This is a genomic window from Microtetraspora fusca, assembly GCF_001570365.1.
GTDB lineage: Bacteria > Actinomycetota > Actinomycetes > Streptosporangiales > Streptosporangiaceae > Microtetraspora > Microtetraspora fusca.
In genome coordinates this window covers 155,188-170,200 of record NZ_BBYK01000038.1, presented here as the reverse complement: position 1 = coordinate 170,200, position 15,013 = coordinate 155,188, and the positions used below count along the sequence as shown (strand labels likewise).

Here is a 15,013-nt window from a genome sequence, read left to right as displayed (position 1 = left end):
GCCCCCAGGATGGCGGGTTCGGCCAGGCCCAGGACTCGTCCTTCGGCCAGCAGGAGCCCCCGTACGGTCGGCCGCAGCACGACCAGCAGCCCTTCGCCGCCGCGGCCGCCGGGCCGGGCGCCCCCGCCTCCCCGTCCCCGGTCCCCGCCGCGCCGCCGGTCCAGAGCCCCTCGCCCGCCGAGCCGTACGCGCCCGTCCAGGGCTACCAGGACGGGTACGCGCAGGGGACCCAGGGGTTCCCGCAGCAGGACCCCCAGCCCGCCGGTCAATTCGGCGCCCAGGGCTACGGTTCCGACTCCCCGACGTACGCCGGCGAGCCCTCGTCCGCCGCGGTCGTGCCGTACGGCTCCCAGCAGCCCTCCCAGCAGCAGGCGCCCCACCAGCCCGGGCCCGTCCAGCCCGTTCAGCAGGCGCAGCCCGCTCCGCAGGCGTTCCCGCAGCAGACCGGCGGCTACCCGCAGCCGCCGCAGGGTCCGATGTTCGACCAGCACGGCTACGCCGGGCAGCAGGGCGAGGGATCGGGCTACGGCGCCTTCGGGTCCCGGCAGGACGGCCCCCCGTTCCCGCCGGCGCCCCAGGTCGAGACGCCCGGCTACGCCAACCAGGGGTACGCCGACCAGGGCTTCAACCAGCCCGGCTACCCGGCCGCCGAGCAGGCCCAGCCGTACGGCCGGCAGGAGCCCTACGGCCGCCCGGCCGAGCAGCCCTACGGTCAGCAGGGCCAGCAGGCGGAGCAGCCGTACGGCCAGCAGGGCCAGCAGGCGGAGCAGCCGTACGGTCAGCAGGGCCAGCAGGCGGAGCAGCCGTACGGTCAGCAGGGCCATCAGGCGGAGCAGCCGTACGGCCAGCAGGGCCAGCAGGCCGAGCAGCCGTACGGCCAGCAGGGCCAGGGGGCGTTCGCCGGCTACCAGGGCGGCCATTTCGGCGGGCAGGGGGCCGACCAGGGTTCCTCGTTCGAGCAGCCGGCCACCGCCTTCGACCCGTCCCGGCCGTACGAGCCGGGCGTGGACCCGAGGGAGCAGCAGCTCGCCGCGGCCTACCAGCAGGCGCAGAACTACCAGCAGCACTCCCAGCCGGTGGACTACGCGGGTTCCCAGACCGCGCCCCAGGACTATCCCGACTACTACGACAACCCGCTCGGACACTCCCAGACGCCCGAGCCCTCCCGATACTCCGCCCCGAGCGACCAGACCATGCGTTTCGACGCCAACCTCTATCAGGGGGACCCGATCAGCGGGCCGTCGCGTCGCGAGGACACCATCGATCCGACCGCGATCTACGCTCCCGAGCGGTCGCAGGCAAAGCTTGAGGAAGGTGTGAGCACAGAGCAGGCAGGTCACGGATCTGACCCGCAGGCCCCCTGGTACGGTTCCCAACGCTGATACGGCTAACACAAGGGTCGCGAACCGGGGCAAGCAGGTCTTTCCCCGGGTATCGGTATGCCGCTTGACGCCACACGCGACACGCGCGTGTAATTACAGACATGTTGTTACGCCTTCCAATAACTGGGTAACCAGGAAGGCGTTCCATGGGGGGCTCCATTGTGGGCTGGCGAGCGACAGGGAGGTGTGCAATGGCCGAGCAGGTCATGGCACAGGCGCTCGACGGTGAGGATCTTGGGTGGCAAGAGCGTGCGCTGTGCGCTCAGACCGACCCGGAGGCGTTCTTTCCGGAGAAGGGTGGCTCCACCCGCGAGGCCAAGAAGGTGTGCCGCTCGTGCGAGGTGAGAGCGGAGTGCCTTGAGTACGCGCTCGAACACGACGAGCGGTTCGGCATCTGGGGTGGGCTGTCGGAGCGGGAGCGGCGCAGGATCAAGCGCCAGGCGGTGTGAGTCGGCGGGGTCACGCGGTTGGCGCGTGACCCCGCCGACGATTAGTGCTCTCGGTTTGATCGGTTCGGCGTGGGGTGCCGTAGGGTTGTCGCGCTTGACCCGAAATCCCCCGCGATTTCGTGACATGTAATGGGATTGCGGGACAACCCCCCGAGGACTCATCCACGTGCACTCCGTCACCGCGATAGTCGTCGCCCACGACGGCGCCCGCTGGCTCAAGGAGACGCTTGACGCGGTGCTCCGCCAGTCTCGGCCGCTCGACCGCGTCGCCGGCGTCGACAACGGCAGCCGTGACGGCAGCGGCCGGCTCCTCTCCGAGGCGTTCGGCCCGGGCAGCGTGCTGAGCCTGTCCCGCTCCACGGGGTTCGGTGAGGCGGTCCACGAGGTCGTACGACGCCTTCCGCGTGCCCAGGGGCAGGAGTGGTTGTGGCTGCTCCACGACGACTGCGCTCCGGACGCGCACGCGCTCCACGCGCTGTTGCGCGCCGCCGACGAGAACCCCAAGGCCGCGATCCTCGGACCGAAGCTCCGCGACTGGCTCGACCGGCGTGTCCTGCTGGAGATCGGTGTCACCGTCGGCCGATCCGGGCGCAGGGACACCGGGCTCGAACCCCGCGAGTACGACCAGGGCCAGCACGACGGCACCCACGGAGTGCTCGACGTCCTGTCCGTCTCGACCGCGGGCATGCTGATCCGCCGCGACGTCTGGGAGGAGCTGGCCGGGCTCGACCCGGTGCTGCCGCTCTTCCGCGACGACCTCGACCTGTGCTGGCGGGCCAGGGTCGCCGGGCACCGGGTGCTGAACGTGACCGCCGCCGTCGCCTGGCACGCGGAGGCGGCGTCCCGCCGCCGGCGGCGGATCGCCGTCAGCGAAGACCACCCCCGCCGCCTCGACCGGCGCAACGGCCTGTTCGTCATCATGGCGAACCTGCCGTTCCTGGCGCTGGTCCGCTCGATCTTCCGTAACATCGCCGGCTCGCTGGCCCGCACGGTCCTGTTCCTCCTCGCCAAGCAGCCGGCGAACGCGCTGGACGAGGTCGCCGCGCTCGGCTCTGTCCTCGGCAATCCCGTACGGCTCATCAAGGCCCGGCGGGCGCGGAAGAAGGGCAGGAAACAGGGATATCCCGCGGTCGCGCGGCTGCTCACCCCGCCCGGGGCCACCTGGCGGCGGCTGGCCGACATGGTCCAGCGGTACCTCGCGGGGGAGGGGCCGGTCGACTCGGCCGGGCGGCACCACGCCGCTGGCGCAGCCGAGGAGGAGGGCGACGAGCTGCTCACCGACTCCGGGCTGTCCCAGCGGATCTTCTCCAGCCCCGGGGTGCTGCTCTTCCTCCTGCTCGCCGGGATCACCGTGGCCGCCGAGTGGCCGCTGCTCACCGGCGGCGGGCTGCTCGGCGGAGGCGCGCTCGTCCCGGTCACCGGCGGCGCCTCCGACCTGTGGCGGCTCTACACGGAGAGCCACCACGTCGCCGGGCTCGGCTCGGACACCTGGGCCCCGCCGTACGTCGCGGTCATCGCGGCGCTGTCCACCCTCTTCTTCGGCAACACAGCGCTGGCCGTGTCCGTCCTGCTGCTCGGTTGCGTGCCCCTCGCCGGGCTCTCGGCGTACGCCGCGACCAGACGGATGATCTCCTACACCCCCGCCCGGGTGTGGCTCGCCGCGACCTACGCGCTGCTGCCGCTGGCGACCGGCGTGATCGCGGCCGGTCGGGTCGGCACCGCGCTGATCCTCATCCTGATCCCGGTCTACGCCGCGCTCGCCACCCGGGTCGTCGCCGGGTCGCGCCGCGCCGCGTGGGGGTTCGGCCTGCTCCTCGCGGTCGGCACCGCGTTCGACCCGCTCGTCTACGTGGTGGTCGCCATCCTCGGCGGCCTCGCCGCCGTGTCCTTCGGCGGCATCCGGCGCGGCGTGGGCCTCTCCCTGGCGATCGGCCTCGGCACGCCGATCGTCCTGCTGTTCCCCTGGATCGCCGGGATCGTCCTGGAGCCGCGCCGCCTCCTGCTCGAGTCGGGGCTGGCCGATCCCGCGCTCGCCGACCCACGGGTGAGCGCGGACGCCCTGCTCATGCTCAACCCCGGCGGGCCGGGGACGCCGCCCGTCTGGGTCACCGGCGGCCTGGTCGCGGTCGCCCTCGGCGCGCTGCTGTTGCGCCGCCACCAGACGGTCGTCGCGATCGGCTGGGGCGTCACGCTGTTCGGCGTGCTGCTCGCGGTCGTGGTGGGCAGGCTCGGCGAGTGGCCCGGCGTCCCGCTGGCGTTCGCCGCCACCGGCCTGCTCGTCGCCACCGCGCTCACCGCGCACCGGATCGCCGAGTTCCGCGCGGCGGGCGGGGTGCGGCGGCTGGGCGCCCTGCTGATCGTCGCGGTGGCCTTCGCCACGCCGCTGGCGGCGGCCGGCCTGTGGATCAAGGGTGGGGCGGGCGGCCCGCTGCGCGGCGACCTGCGCGACCCCCTGCCGCCGCTCGCCGCCGCGTTCTCGCCGCGCGGTGAGCGCACGCTGCTCATGCGTCCCGAGGGCGGCCGCCTGACGTACACGATCCTGCCGGGACGCGCGCCGCTGATCGGCGAGTCCGACCTGCGCTCGCCGGAGGCGGACACCGCCCGGGTCGGCGCGGCCGTCGCGGGCCTCGCCTCCGGCCGGGGCGGCGACGACGTACGGACGCTCGCCGCGTACGGCATCCAGTTCGTCACCGTGCCCGGCCCCGTGGAGGCCTCGCTGCAGCGCGTCCTCGACTCCGAGCCCGCGCTGACGCGGATGAACCTCTCGGAGGTGGGCGGGCTGTGGCGCGTGGTCGGCACGGTCACCGTGCCGCGCCCTCCGGCCGGGAGCGACGGATGGCACCGGACCTGGCTGTGGGCGCAGGCGGCACTCGTCGCGCTCGTGCTGGTCCTGGCCTCGCCCGGCGCCCGTACGGCGGAGCAGTACGACGACTACGGAGACGCGCCGGAGCCGGCCCGGCCATCCCGGAGGCGTCCGAGGAACCCCGAGGAGCGGGTGCCCGCATGAAGGGTCTGATCGAGAACCGCTTCGGCCTGCTCGCTCTGGTGCTGGTGGCACTCGGAGCGCTGTACGGCGTGGCCTTCGTCAGCCGTCCCGCGCCCGTGCCGCAGAAGACGGCCCAGAAGGTCAAGACGGCGGTGGAGTCGGTGTCCATGGTGTGCCCCGACCCCGCCGGCGGCCGGCTGAACGTGATCACGCCCCCCGCCGAGCAGGGAACCGGGGACGGCGGGTCCGGCGCGGCCACGGTCGAGCAGATGAAGGGCGGCAAGCCGCTGGCCTCGCTCGACAAGGTCGGCGCACTGTGGCGTCAGGACGTCCCGCTGCGCACCCGGCCGGTCACGGTCGCCGGGATGGGCGCGATGGCGGCGGGCCTGGAGGCCGCGCAGACCACCCGCGTCACCTCCGGGGCGCAGCGGGGGCTGTCCGGCGTGCGCTGCGTCGAGCCCGGAGCCGAGGCGTGGTTCATCGGGCCCGGCCCGGCCGCCGCCGACGTCACCCTCCATCTGGCCAACTCCGACGAGGCCGCGGCCGACGTCGCCGTCATGGTCTACGCGGGCGAGGGGCCGGTGCTCTCCGACCGCGGCAACGGCCTGGTGATCAAGCCCGGCGAGTACCGCGAGGTCAAGCTGCGCGACCTCGCGCCGTCGCCGCTGGTGATGGCCGTGCAGGTGACCACCAGCGGCGGCCGGGTGGCCGCCGCCGTCCGGGCGTCCCTTGGCGAGGGCCGCGGGGTGGACTGGCTGCCCGCCGCCGCGCCGCCGTCCACCCAGGTGGTCGTGCCCGGCATCCCGGGCAGCGCCGGCCAGCGCGAGCTGTACGTCGCCACCCCCGGCGAGCAAGACGCCATCGTCCAGGTGAAGGCGGTGCTGAAGGACGGCTCGTACGCGCTGAAGAACAAGGAGACCGTGGAGGTGCCGGCCGGCTCCACGACCACGCTCGACCTGACCACGGGTGTCGGAGGCCAGGCCGGCGCCCTGGTGCTGACCGCGGACCAGCCCATCGTCGCGGGGATGAGGATGACCGGCACGGGCTCGCGGCAGGACGTCGCCTTCACCGCGGGCGCAACACCGATCGACCTCGGCAGCGTGGTCGCCGACGGCGGTCCGGGTGCGAAGTCCGCCAAGAGCGGTGGCGTGCAGCAGTCCCGGCTGGTGCTGTCCGCGCCCTTCGGCGCCGCGACGGTGCGGATCCGGATCCTGCCGCAGGACGGCGCCCCGGCCGAGCCGGTCGAGGTGGCGCTGCCCGCCGCCCGGAGCAAGGAGATCAAGCTCAAGCCGCCGCCGGGCTCGCGCTCCGGCTTCGCCGTCCACATCGTGCCGGTGGCCGGATCGGGCCCCGTGTACGGCGGGCGGGTGCTGAGCGAGGACACCCCGGAGGGCGTGCTGCTCACCGTTCAGCCGCTGGCGCAGGCGCGGACCTGGGCGCTGGTGCCCGCCACCGCCGAGTGGCCGGGCGCGGTCCTGCCGTAGGCGGGCGCGGGGTCAGTGCCGGTCGTCGTACCCGGGGTCGATCGTCTCCGGGGTGAGACCGAGCAGGCTGGCGACCTGCTCCACGATGACGTCGCTCACCAACGCCCCCAACTGGTCGCGGTCGCGCGCCCTGGCCTCAAGGGGACGGCGGTAGACCACCACGATCGCGGGATCCGACCCCGCCGCGGTCTCCGCCCGGCCGAAGGGGATCGGGTCGCTGTCCAGCCGCGCCGGGCCGTCGATCAGCTCGGCGGGCGGCGGCACCTCCTCGACCGCGAACTCCATCGTCGCGAGCTGCTTGCCCCACCGGGGCTTGAGCCGGTCCACCGCGTCGAGGACCAGGTCGTCGAAGCGTTCGCCGCGCGATTTCGCGATCGGGACGTGCGACGGCGCCAGAGGTCCGCGCAGCCCACGGCCGTGCCGGTCGCGCCGCCGCACCCGGCGCCGGGAATCTCCGCTTCGCTCGCTCACGCGGCCAGCTTAAAGGAGTGGCGGCGTGTCGTACCGAGGGTGAGGCGGTGTCCGGATTGTGGCGACACGCTCGTTAAGAGCGGCGGGGTGGTGGCAATGTGAACGCGGACCGGATACGGTCCCTCCGTGAGCCCCGTCCGCAGCTGTTCCCGTACCGCCTGCAGGCAGCCTGCCGTCTTCACACTCACGTATGTCTACGCCGACTCGACCGCGGTTCTCGGCCCTCTCGCGACGTACGTCGAGCCGCACTGCTACGACCTGTGCGCCGAGCACGCGGAACGGCTCACCGCCCCCCGGGGGTGGGAGGTCGTGCGGCTCCCGTCCGAGCCCGGAGCGCCGAGCGGCGACGATCTGGAAGCCCTCGCCAACGCGGTCCGCGAGGCCGCCCGGCCCGCGCCCGCCGCGGGCGAGCCCGTCGGCCAGGCCGTCGAGGTCGGCCGCCGCGGCCACCTGAGGGTGCTCAAGTCCGCCCAGCCCAACCGGGAGCGGTGACGGCGGGCCGACCGCCGACGGATCACGCGCGCCGTGTCGGCGGCGCCTTGTAGGCTCGGGCGCGGCAAATCAAACGATGGGGGGCTGCGGTGGGCGACCTCACCAAGATCTTCAAGGCGTACGACGTGCGCGGCGTCGTGCCGGGCGAGTTCGACGAGCGGATCGCGGAGGCGGTGGGGGCGGCCTTCGCCGAGGTGACGCAGGCGCGCTCCCTCGTGATCGCGCACGACATGCGCGCCTCGTCCGGCCCGCTGGCCGCCGCCTTCGCACGCGGCGCGACCTCGCGCGGCGCCGACGTGGTGAACGCCGGGCTCGGCTCCACCGACATGCTCTACTACGCCAGCGGCAGCCTCGGCCTGCCCGGTGTGATGTTCACCGCCAGCCACAACCCCGCCCGCTACAACGGCATGAAGATGTGCCGTGCGGGAGCGGTGCCGATCGGCAGCGAGACCGGCCTCGGCGAGATCCGCGACCGCGCCGCCGAGCTGCTGGAGTCGGGCCTCGGCGGCACGCCCGGCGCGGGCACGGTCACCGAGCGGGACCTGCTCGCCGGGTACGCCGCCCACCTCAAGACGCTCGTCGACCTCTCCGGCGTCCGGCCGCTCAAGGTCGTGGTCGACGCGGGCAACGGCATGGGCGGATACACCGTGCCCGAGGTGTTCGCCGGCCTGCCCGTGGAGCTGACCCCGCTCTACTTCGAGCTCGACGGCAGCTTCCCCAACCACGAGGCCAACCCGCTCGAACCGGCGAACCTGGTGGACCTGCAGAAGGCCGTCGTCGATCGGGGCGCCGACGTCGGCATCGCCTTCGACGGCGACGCCGACCGGTGCTGGGTGATCGACGAGCGCGGCGAGTCCGTGTCGCCGTCCGCGATCACCGCGCTGGTCGCGGTACGCGAGCTGGCCCGGCACCCGGGCGCCACGATCATCCACAACCTGATCACCTCCAGGGGTGTGCCCGAGATCGTGCGCGAGCACGGGGGCGTCCCGGTCCGCACCCGCGTCGGCCACTCGTTCATCAAGGCGGAGATGGCCCACACCGGCGCCGTCTTCGGCGGCGAGCACTCCGCGCACTACTACTTCCGTGACTTCTGGTTCGCCGACTCCGGGATGCTCGCGGCGCTGCACGTGCTCGCCGCGCTCGGCGGCCAGGACCGGCCGCTGTCGGAGCTGCTCGGGCGATACTCCCGCTACGCCGCGTCCGGCGAGATCAACAGCGAGGTCGCCGACCAGGCCGCCGCCATGGAGACCGTGCGCGGGGCTTTCGCGGGTCGTGAGGGTGTTACCTTCGACGAGTTGGACGGCCTCACGGTGAACGGCCACGACTGGTGGTTCAATCTGCGCCCGTCCAACACCGAGCCGCTGCTGCGCCTGAACGCCGAGGCGGCCGACGAGGAGAAGATGGCGGCCGTGCGGGACGAGGTCCTCGCCGCCCTAAGGAGCTGACAGGATTTGAAGATCGACGACTGGCTGCTGGACGTCCTCGCCTGCCCGGCGTGCAAGTCCCCGCTGCGTCCCCGCACGGACGCCGACGAGCTGGCGTGCACCTCCGAGTCGTGCGGGCTCGTGTATCCCGTACGCGACGACATCCCCGTCCTGCTCGTGGACGAGGCGCGTAAGGCATGACGCTCTCGGGCGGGGCGTCCGTCCCCCGGTTCGACCCGAGCAGGCTCGACGACCAGGCGTACCTGGCCGACGGCGATCCATCAGGCATGCTGCGCACCGTGGCGTCCTCGGCCGCCCAGATCCGCACCGCGTACCGCGCCGCCGTGGAGGCGGGGGCGGCCCGGGTGGCCGGGCAGGGCAGGCCGCGCGCCCTGGTGGTGGCGGGCGTGGGCGCCGCGGGGATCGCGGGCGACGTCCTGAACGCGGTCTGCGGGCCGGGCGCGCCCCTGCCCATCGTGACCGTGCGGGGGTACCGCCTGCCCGGCTGGATCGGCGCGGCCGACATGGTCATGGTGCTTTCGTTCACCGGGCGGGGCGACGAGGCACTCGCGCTCGGGGCCGAGGCGGTGCGCCGGGGGTGCTCGCTGCTCGCGGCGGGTCCGGCGGACACACCGCTCAGCGCGCTCGCCGCGCAGGCCGGGGCGCCTTTCGTGCCGATCTCGACGGTGGCGGGTCAGCCCGCGGCGACCATGTGGGGCCTGGCGGTGCCGCTGCTGGTCGCCGCGTCCGCGCTCGGCCTGACCGACGCGGGTGAGCCGGTCTTCGAGGCGGCGGCGCAGCGGCTTGAGGACATCGCGCACCGGTGCCGGCCGGCGAGCGACTCCTTCATCAACCCCGGCAAGACCCTCGCCATGGAGCTCGCCGACGGCATCCCCATGATCTGGGGCACCGCGCCGATCGCCGCCGTGGCCGCGCACCGGCTGGCGGCGCAGCTCGCCGAGCAGGCCGGCTGTCCCGCCGTCTGGGGCGCGCTGCCGGAGGCCGCGCACGACCAGGCGGGCGTCCTCGACGGCCCTCTCGCCGCCCGGGACATCTTCGAGGACTTCGGTGACGACGAGGCGTCCGGTCCCCGGGCGCGGGTGCGGCTGTTCCTGCTGCGCGACGCCGACGAGCACCCGGAGGTGGCCGAGCGCCGCCAGACGTCCCTGCGGCTCGCGCAGGACCGGGGCGTCCCGGTCTCGGAGATCGCGTCCGAGGGGGCGCACCCGTTCGAGCGGCTGGCCGCGCTTGTCGGCCTGGGCGATTTCGCCGCCGCCTACCTCGCCCTCGGCTATGGGCTCGATCCCGCGCCGATGTCGGTCATCGCCGAGCTTCGGGCCAGAGTTTCCCAATAGGATCCCTCTGGTCGATTCGTGAGGAGTGTTCTGTGAGCGCTGGTGGCGGTACCAAGGCGATCGTCGCGGCGCTGAGCGCCAATCTGGCGATCGCGGCTGCGAAGTTCGTAGCGTTCCTTTTCACGGGATCGTCCTCCATGCTCGCCGAGTCGGTGCACTCGGTGGCCGACTCGGGCAACCAGGCGCTGCTCCTGATCGGCGGCAAGCGGGCGGAGCGCGCGCGCACCCGCAGGCACCCGTTCGGCTTCGGGCGTGAGCGCTACTTCTACGCCTTCGTGGTGGCGGTCGTGCTGTTCACGGTCGGCGCCCTGTTCTCCATCTACGAGGGATGGCACAAGATCTCCGATCCGCACCCGGTGGAGGCGCCCCAGTGGGCCTTCGGGGTGCTGGTCTTCGCGATCGTCGCCGAGGGCTTCTCGTTCCGAACCGCCATCAAGGAGTCGCGCCAGCTCAAGGGCGACCACTCGTGGTTCTCGTTCATCCGCCGGGCGAAGGCCCCCGAGTTGCCGGTCGTCCTGCTTGAGGACTTCGGCGCGCTGCTCGGCCTGCTCTTCGCGCTGTTCGGCGTGGCGATGGCCGTCGTGACCGGCGACGGGATCTGGGACGGCATCGGCACGCTGATGATCGGCCTGCTGCTCGCGGCGATCGCGGTCATCCTCGCCCTGGAGACGAAGTCGCTGCTGATCGGCGAGAGCGCCCACCCGGAGATCGAGGAGCGGATCCGCGCGGTGCTCGAAGGCGCTCCGGAGGTCGCCCGGGTCATCCACATGCGGACGCTCCACCTCGGCCCCGAGGAGCTGCTGGTCGCGGCAAAGATCGCGGTCGAGCACGACGACACGGCGGCGCAGGTCGCCCAGGGGATCGACGAGGCGGAGCGGCGCATCCGCGAGGCCGTGCCGATCGCCCGGGTCATCTACCTGGAGCCCGACCTCTACCGCTCAAGCAACGCGCCGGTGAGCTGAGCCCACCGCTCACTCCCAAGCCCCGCCCGTCCCCGCCCTGACCAGGCCCGTCTCGTACGCGTGGACGACCGCCTGGGTGCGGTCGCGCAGGCCCAGCTTGGCCAGCAGGCGGGCCACGTGGGTCTTGACGGTGTGCTCCGACACCACCAGCTCGGTGGCGATCTCGGCGTTCGACATGCCGCGGGCGATCAGCGTCAACACGTCCGTCTCCCTGGGCGTCAGTGGCGGGCCGTCCGTCGGACGGGAGACTCTGCGACGCTGCCGCGCGAACTCGGCGATCAGCCGCCGCGTCACCTTGGGCGCGAGCAGGGCGTCGCCCCTGCCGACGATCCGCACCGCCTCCACGAGCGAGGCGGCGGTGACGTCCTTGAGCAGGAACCCGGCGGCGCCCGCCGCGAGCGCGTCGTAGACGTAGTCGTCCAGGTCGAAGGTCGTGATCATGATGGGCCGGGTGGGGAGGTCGGCGACGATCCGCCGGACCGCCTCGATGCCGTCCATCTCCGGCATTCGGATGTCCATCAGCGCGACGTCCGGTCGTACGGCCTGGGCGAGCCGTACGGCCTGGGCCCCGTCGGCGGCGGCCCCGGCCACGGTGAGGTCCGGCTGGGCGTCGAGGATGGCGGCGAACGCGCGCCGCACCACGGGCTGGTCGTCGGCGACGATGACGCTGGTCATCGGCGCGGTCATGGGGGTGGTCATTCGGTCGGGAGGCCCGCCCGGACGAGGAAGCCGCCGTTCGGGCCGCGCTCGGCGCTGAACCAGCCGCCCAGTGCGAGGGCGCGCTCCCGCATCCCGATCAGCCCGTGCCCGCCCGAGGCGTCCTGGCCGGGGCCGGGGCCGTCGTCGGTCACTCGGATGGAGAGGAGGTTCGGCTGGTAGGCCAGTTCGACGGACACCCGTGAGCCCGAGGCGTGGGCGCGGGCGTTGGCCAGGCACTCCTGGACGATGCGGTAGGCCGACACGTCCACCGCCTGCGGCAGCGGCCGCTCCTCGCCGACGATGTCGAGGTCCACCTCGCCGCCGTGTCCCTCGATGAGCTCGCGTACTCGCTCCAGCCCCGGTTGTGGAGCGAGCACGGTCTCCGCGCCGCTGTCGGCCCGCAGCACGCCGAGCAGCCTGCGCATCTCGCCCAGCGTCTCCCGCGCCGACGTGGCGATCTCGGCGAACTCGGTCCTGACCGGATCGGGAAGGTCCTTGAGCGTGTACGGCGCCGCCTCGGCCCGTACCGCGATCAGCGAGATCGAGTGAGCCACGACGTCGTGCATCTCGCGGGCGATCCTGGCCCGCTCGCCCATGGCGGCCTGCTCGCGCAGTGCCTCCACATTGTCGGCCTGGGCCTGCCGTACCTCGGTCCGGCTGCGCCGTACATCGGCGAGGAAGGCCGCCGCGGCCAGCGCCGCCGCCGCGGTCAGGATGAAAGGCACGGCGCTGGCCGGCACCTGGCCGATGCCCTTTCCCCACGTAAGGGCCATCGCGAAGGGGAAGCGGTTCCAGAAGGACCAGAAGACCAGGAAGCCGGCGAGGACGATCGCGACACCGCAGAGGAGCCAGGAGGCCCCCCGGCTCACCTGACGGAAGACCGTGTAGGCGGACAGCAGCCCCGACGCGTAGACAGGGGCGGACAGGCCGAAGAGGTTGCCGCCTCCGAGGTACACCAGGCCGAGCGCTCCCAGGGCGGTCAGCGCCACGACGACGAGGGGCATGCGACGGCGCAGGATGTGCGGCAGGGTGGCGAGCCCGGCCGCGAGCACCTGGAGGGTGCTGAGGTAGCCGCGGAAGGCCCCGAGCCGGTCCAGCGCGAGGAGGAAGAGGCCGACACCGATGACGATGTCGAGGAGAGGGGACTCGATGATCCTCCGGAGATCGAGATCCGCCACCTGCCGCTCAACCTTGTCGAGCTTCGCCGTGAGATTCATGTCGGGAATTGTCGTGGATGTCCGAGTATGGCGTCGTCACTCTTTCGAGTGAACTCGCCCGCTGAGTCACCGGCCGCTCACCGGCCCCTGAGCAGGCGCAGGGCCTTCTCCTTCTCGAAGTCCAGCGCCCGGCGCGGGGCCTGGATGCGGCCGATCCGCACCCCCAGGTCCCGTACGGCCTGGGCGACCGCGGGTTCGGACAGCGCCCGGAGGGCGAAGGCCAGCTCGGCGGGGGAGACGTCGAAACGGCGCTCCAGCTCCAGGGCCTGGCCGACGGCCGCCAGCTCCTCCGGGCCGAACCTGCGGTGCGCGCCCTGGTCGCGGACGGGCGGCAGGAGTCCCAGCGCCTCCCTGTACCGCAGCATGCGAGGCGACATGCCGAGCCGCCTGGCCGCCTCCGTGATCCGCATCGGGCTCCCCGCTCCGTTCCCCGTCCTGCCGCCGACGCCTGTCGCGTGACGTCCCCCTGGCAACGGTAGACACCGCGGCGGCCCTTTGGCAGCCCCGGAGGCGTGAACCTTACATTCTTGTGTCAGGTTTGCGCGTCCCGGCGTGCGTCGTGCCGGACGGGACGCCTAAACTCGCAGGCGACCGATACCGGAGGGACACACGACATGGACTTCAAGGTCGCCGACCTTTCACTTGCGGAGTTCGGCCGCAAGGAGATCCGACTCGCCGAGCACGAGATGCCCGGGCTGATGGCGACCCGCAGGGAGTACGCCGCCGCGCAGCCGCTCAAGGGTGCGAAGATCATGGGCTCGCTGCACATGACGATCCAGACCGCCGTGCTCATCGAGACGCTGGTCGCGCTCGGCGCGGACGTCCGCTGGGTGAGCTGCAACATCTTCTCGACCCAGGACCACGCCGCCGCCGCGGTCGTCGTCGGCCCCGAGGGCACGGTCGACAACCCCTCCGGTGTGCCGGTCTTCGCCTGGAAGGGCGAGACCCTGGAGGAGTACTGGTGGTGCACCGAGCAGGCGCTCATGTGGCCCGACGGCTCCGGCCCGAACATGATCCTCGACGACGGCGGCGACGCCACGCTCCTCGTCCACAAGGGCGCCGAGTTCGAGGAGGCCGGCGCCGTGCCGGTCGCCGGTGAGGACGACCCCGAGGAGTGGGGCGTCATCCTGGAGACGCTGCGCCGTACGGTCTCCGACGACAAGCGGTGGACCCGGATCGCCGAGGAGATCAAGGGCGTCACCGAGGAGACCACCACCGGCGTGCACCGCCTGTACGAGATGCACAAGGCGGGCGGGCTCCTCTTCCCGGCGATCAACGTCAACGACTCCGTCACGAAGTCGAAGTTCGACAACAAGTACGGCTGCCGCCACTCTGTCATCGACGGCCTCAACCGCGCCACCGACGTGCTGATCGGCGGCAAGGTGGCCGTGGTCTGCGGCTACGGCGACGTGGGCAAGGGCTGCGCCGACGCGCTGCGCGGCCAGGGCGCCCGCGTGATCGTCACCGAGATCGACCCGATCTGCGCGCTGCAGGCGGCCATGGACGGCTTCCAGGTGACCACGCTGGAGGACGTCGTCGGCATCGCGGACATCTTCGTCTCGACGACCGGCAACTTCGGCATCATCACCGCCGAGCACATGTCGCAGATGAAGCACCAGGCGATCGTGTCCAACATCGGCCACTTCGACAACGAGATCGACATGGCCGGGCTGTCCCGCATCCCGGGCATCGTGAAGAACAACATCAAGCCGCAGGTCGACGAGTGGGTCTTCCCCGACGGCCACTCGATCATCGTGCTGGCCGAGGGCCGCCTGATGAACCTGGGCTGCGCGACGGGCCACCCGTCCTTCGTGATGTCGAACTCCTTCACCAACCAGGTGATCGCCCAGATCGAGCTGTTCACCAAGACCGAGCAGTACCCGGTCGGCGTCTACGTGCTGCCCAAGCACCTGGACGAGAAGGTGGCCCGGCTCCACCTCGACGCGCTCGGCGTCAAGCTGACCACGCTGACCAAGAAGCAGGCGGAGTACATCGGCGTCGACGTCGAGGGGCCGTACAAGCCGGACCACTACCGCTACTGATCGAGCACACCGGCCGGACCCGGGCGAGATGACCGGCGGGCGGGGACGAC

13 protein-coding genes and 1 pseudogene are annotated in these 15,013 nt (G+C 72.6%); 10 read left to right on the top strand and 4 right to left on the bottom strand.

Features of this window, described 5'->3' with window-relative positions:
* The 4 genes and pseudogenes from AWQ68_RS00925 to AWQ68_RS00910 all read left to right on the top strand — a co-directional run.
* A pseudogene (locus AWQ68_RS00925) lies at positions 1-1,382 on the top strand (hypothetical protein); the annotation flags it as partial.
* A gap of 191 nt (positions 1,383-1,573) precedes the next feature.
* Complete coding sequence (locus AWQ68_RS00920) at positions 1,574-1,831, top strand: WhiB family transcriptional regulator (RefSeq protein WP_066933023.1); 258 nt, start codon at positions 1,574-1,576, stop codon at positions 1,829-1,831.
* 166 nt (positions 1,832-1,997) lie between these two features.
* Positions 1,998-4,838: a glycosyltransferase gene (locus AWQ68_RS00915; RefSeq protein ID WP_084463532.1), complete on the top strand. Its 2,841-nt coding sequence runs from the start codon at positions 1,998-2,000 to the stop codon at positions 4,836-4,838.
* On the top strand, positions 4,835-6,301 hold the full coding sequence (locus tag AWQ68_RS00910) for a DUF5719 family protein (protein ID WP_066933017.1): 1,467 nt from the start codon (positions 4,835-4,837) through the stop codon (positions 6,299-6,301). The genes AWQ68_RS00915 and AWQ68_RS00910 overlap by 4 nt, the downstream gene beginning before the upstream one ends.
* Positions 6,302-6,313: 12 nt before the next feature.
* On the opposite strand, the gene AWQ68_RS00905 is transcribed toward AWQ68_RS00910, so the two are convergent.
* Positions 6,314-6,772, bottom strand: a complete 459-nt coding sequence (locus AWQ68_RS00905; RefSeq protein WP_066933014.1) for a metallopeptidase family protein — start codon at positions 6,770-6,772, stop codon at positions 6,314-6,316.
* A 126-nt stretch (positions 6,773-6,898) separates the two neighbouring features.
* Here AWQ68_RS00905 and AWQ68_RS00900 point away from each other — a divergent pair, with 126 nt between their 5' ends.
* The 5 genes from AWQ68_RS00900 (at position 6,899) to AWQ68_RS00885 (ending at position 11,005) form a co-directional block, all read left to right on the top strand.
* Complete coding sequence (locus AWQ68_RS00900) at positions 6,899-7,264, top strand: DUF3499 domain-containing protein (protein WP_066933011.1); 366 nt, start codon at positions 6,899-6,901, stop codon at positions 7,262-7,264.
* An 89-nt stretch (positions 7,265-7,353) separates the two neighbouring features.
* Positions 7,354-8,709 carry a phosphomannomutase/phosphoglucomutase gene (locus tag AWQ68_RS00895; RefSeq protein WP_066933008.1) on the top strand — a complete coding sequence of 452 codons (1,356 nt, stop codon included), beginning with the start codon at positions 7,354-7,356 and terminating at the stop codon, positions 8,707-8,709.
* A 6-nt stretch (positions 8,710-8,715) separates the two neighbouring features.
* Positions 8,716-8,889 (top strand): Trm112 family protein, encoded by a 174-nt coding sequence (locus AWQ68_RS40330; protein WP_084463531.1) that lies wholly within the window; start codon positions 8,716-8,718, stop codon positions 8,887-8,889.
* The gene (locus AWQ68_RS00890; RefSeq protein WP_066933005.1) at positions 8,886-10,043 is read left to right on the top strand and encodes an SIS domain-containing protein; all 1,158 of its coding nucleotides are present in this window, start codon (positions 8,886-8,888) and stop codon (positions 10,041-10,043) included. The genes AWQ68_RS40330 and AWQ68_RS00890 overlap by 4 nt, the downstream gene beginning before the upstream one ends.
* A gap of 32 nt (positions 10,044-10,075) precedes the next feature.
* Positions 10,076-11,005: a cation diffusion facilitator family transporter gene (locus AWQ68_RS00885; RefSeq protein WP_066933002.1), complete on the top strand. Its 930-nt coding sequence runs from the start codon at positions 10,076-10,078 to the stop codon at positions 11,003-11,005.
* A gap of 9 nt (positions 11,006-11,014) precedes the next feature.
* Here the strand turns inward: AWQ68_RS00885 and AWQ68_RS00880 are convergent, their stop codons facing one another.
* The 3 genes from AWQ68_RS00880 to AWQ68_RS00870 form a co-directional block, all read right to left on the bottom strand.
* Positions 11,015-11,692, bottom strand: coding sequence for a response regulator (locus tag AWQ68_RS00880; protein WP_373281479.1), 678 nt, complete (start codon positions 11,690-11,692; stop codon positions 11,015-11,017).
* Positions 11,693-11,700: 8 nt separating this feature from the next.
* Entirely contained in the window at positions 11,701-12,921 is a 1,221-nt protein-coding gene (locus tag AWQ68_RS00875; RefSeq protein ID WP_066932999.1) for a sensor histidine kinase, read from the bottom strand.
* A gap of 77 nt (positions 12,922-12,998) precedes the next feature.
* Positions 12,999-13,331 carry a MerR family transcriptional regulator gene (locus tag AWQ68_RS00870; RefSeq protein WP_066932996.1) on the bottom strand — a complete coding sequence of 111 codons (333 nt, stop codon included), beginning with the start codon at positions 13,329-13,331 and terminating at the stop codon, positions 12,999-13,001.
* A gap of 204 nt (positions 13,332-13,535) precedes the next feature.
* On the opposite strand from AWQ68_RS00870, the gene ahcY reads away from it, so the two are divergent.
* The gene (gene ahcY, locus AWQ68_RS00865) at positions 13,536-14,963 is read left to right on the top strand and encodes an adenosylhomocysteinase (protein ID WP_066932993.1); all 1,428 of its coding nucleotides are present in this window, start codon (positions 13,536-13,538) and stop codon (positions 14,961-14,963) included.
* Positions 14,964-15,013: the final 50 nt, after the last annotated feature.

Bases quoted from the DNA above. Each gene is read 5' to 3' on its own strand.
- AWQ68_RS00880 (WP_373281479.1), bottom strand. From the start codon at position 11,692: ATGACCGCGCCGATGACCAGCGTCATCGTCGCCGACGACCAGCCCGTG.
- AWQ68_RS00920 (WP_066933023.1), top strand. From the start codon at position 1,574: ATGGCCGAGCAGGTCATGGCACAGGCGCTCGACGGTGAGGATCTTGGG.
- ahcY (WP_066932993.1), top strand. From the start codon at position 13,536: ATGGACTTCAAGGTCGCCGACCTTTCACTTGCGGAGTTCGGCCGCAAG.
- AWQ68_RS00870 (WP_066932996.1), bottom strand. From the start codon at position 13,331: ATGCGGATCACGGAGGCGGCCAGGCGGCTCGGCATGTCGCCTCGCATG.
- AWQ68_RS00890 (WP_066933005.1), top strand. From the start codon at position 8,886: ATGACGCTCTCGGGCGGGGCGTCCGTCCCCCGGTTCGACCCGAGCAGG.
- AWQ68_RS00875 (WP_066932999.1), bottom strand. From the start codon at position 12,921: ATGAATCTCACGGCGAAGCTCGACAAGGTTGAGCGGCAGGTGGCGGAT.
- AWQ68_RS00910 (WP_066933017.1), top strand. From the start codon at position 4,835: ATGAAGGGTCTGATCGAGAACCGCTTCGGCCTGCTCGCTCTGGTGCTG.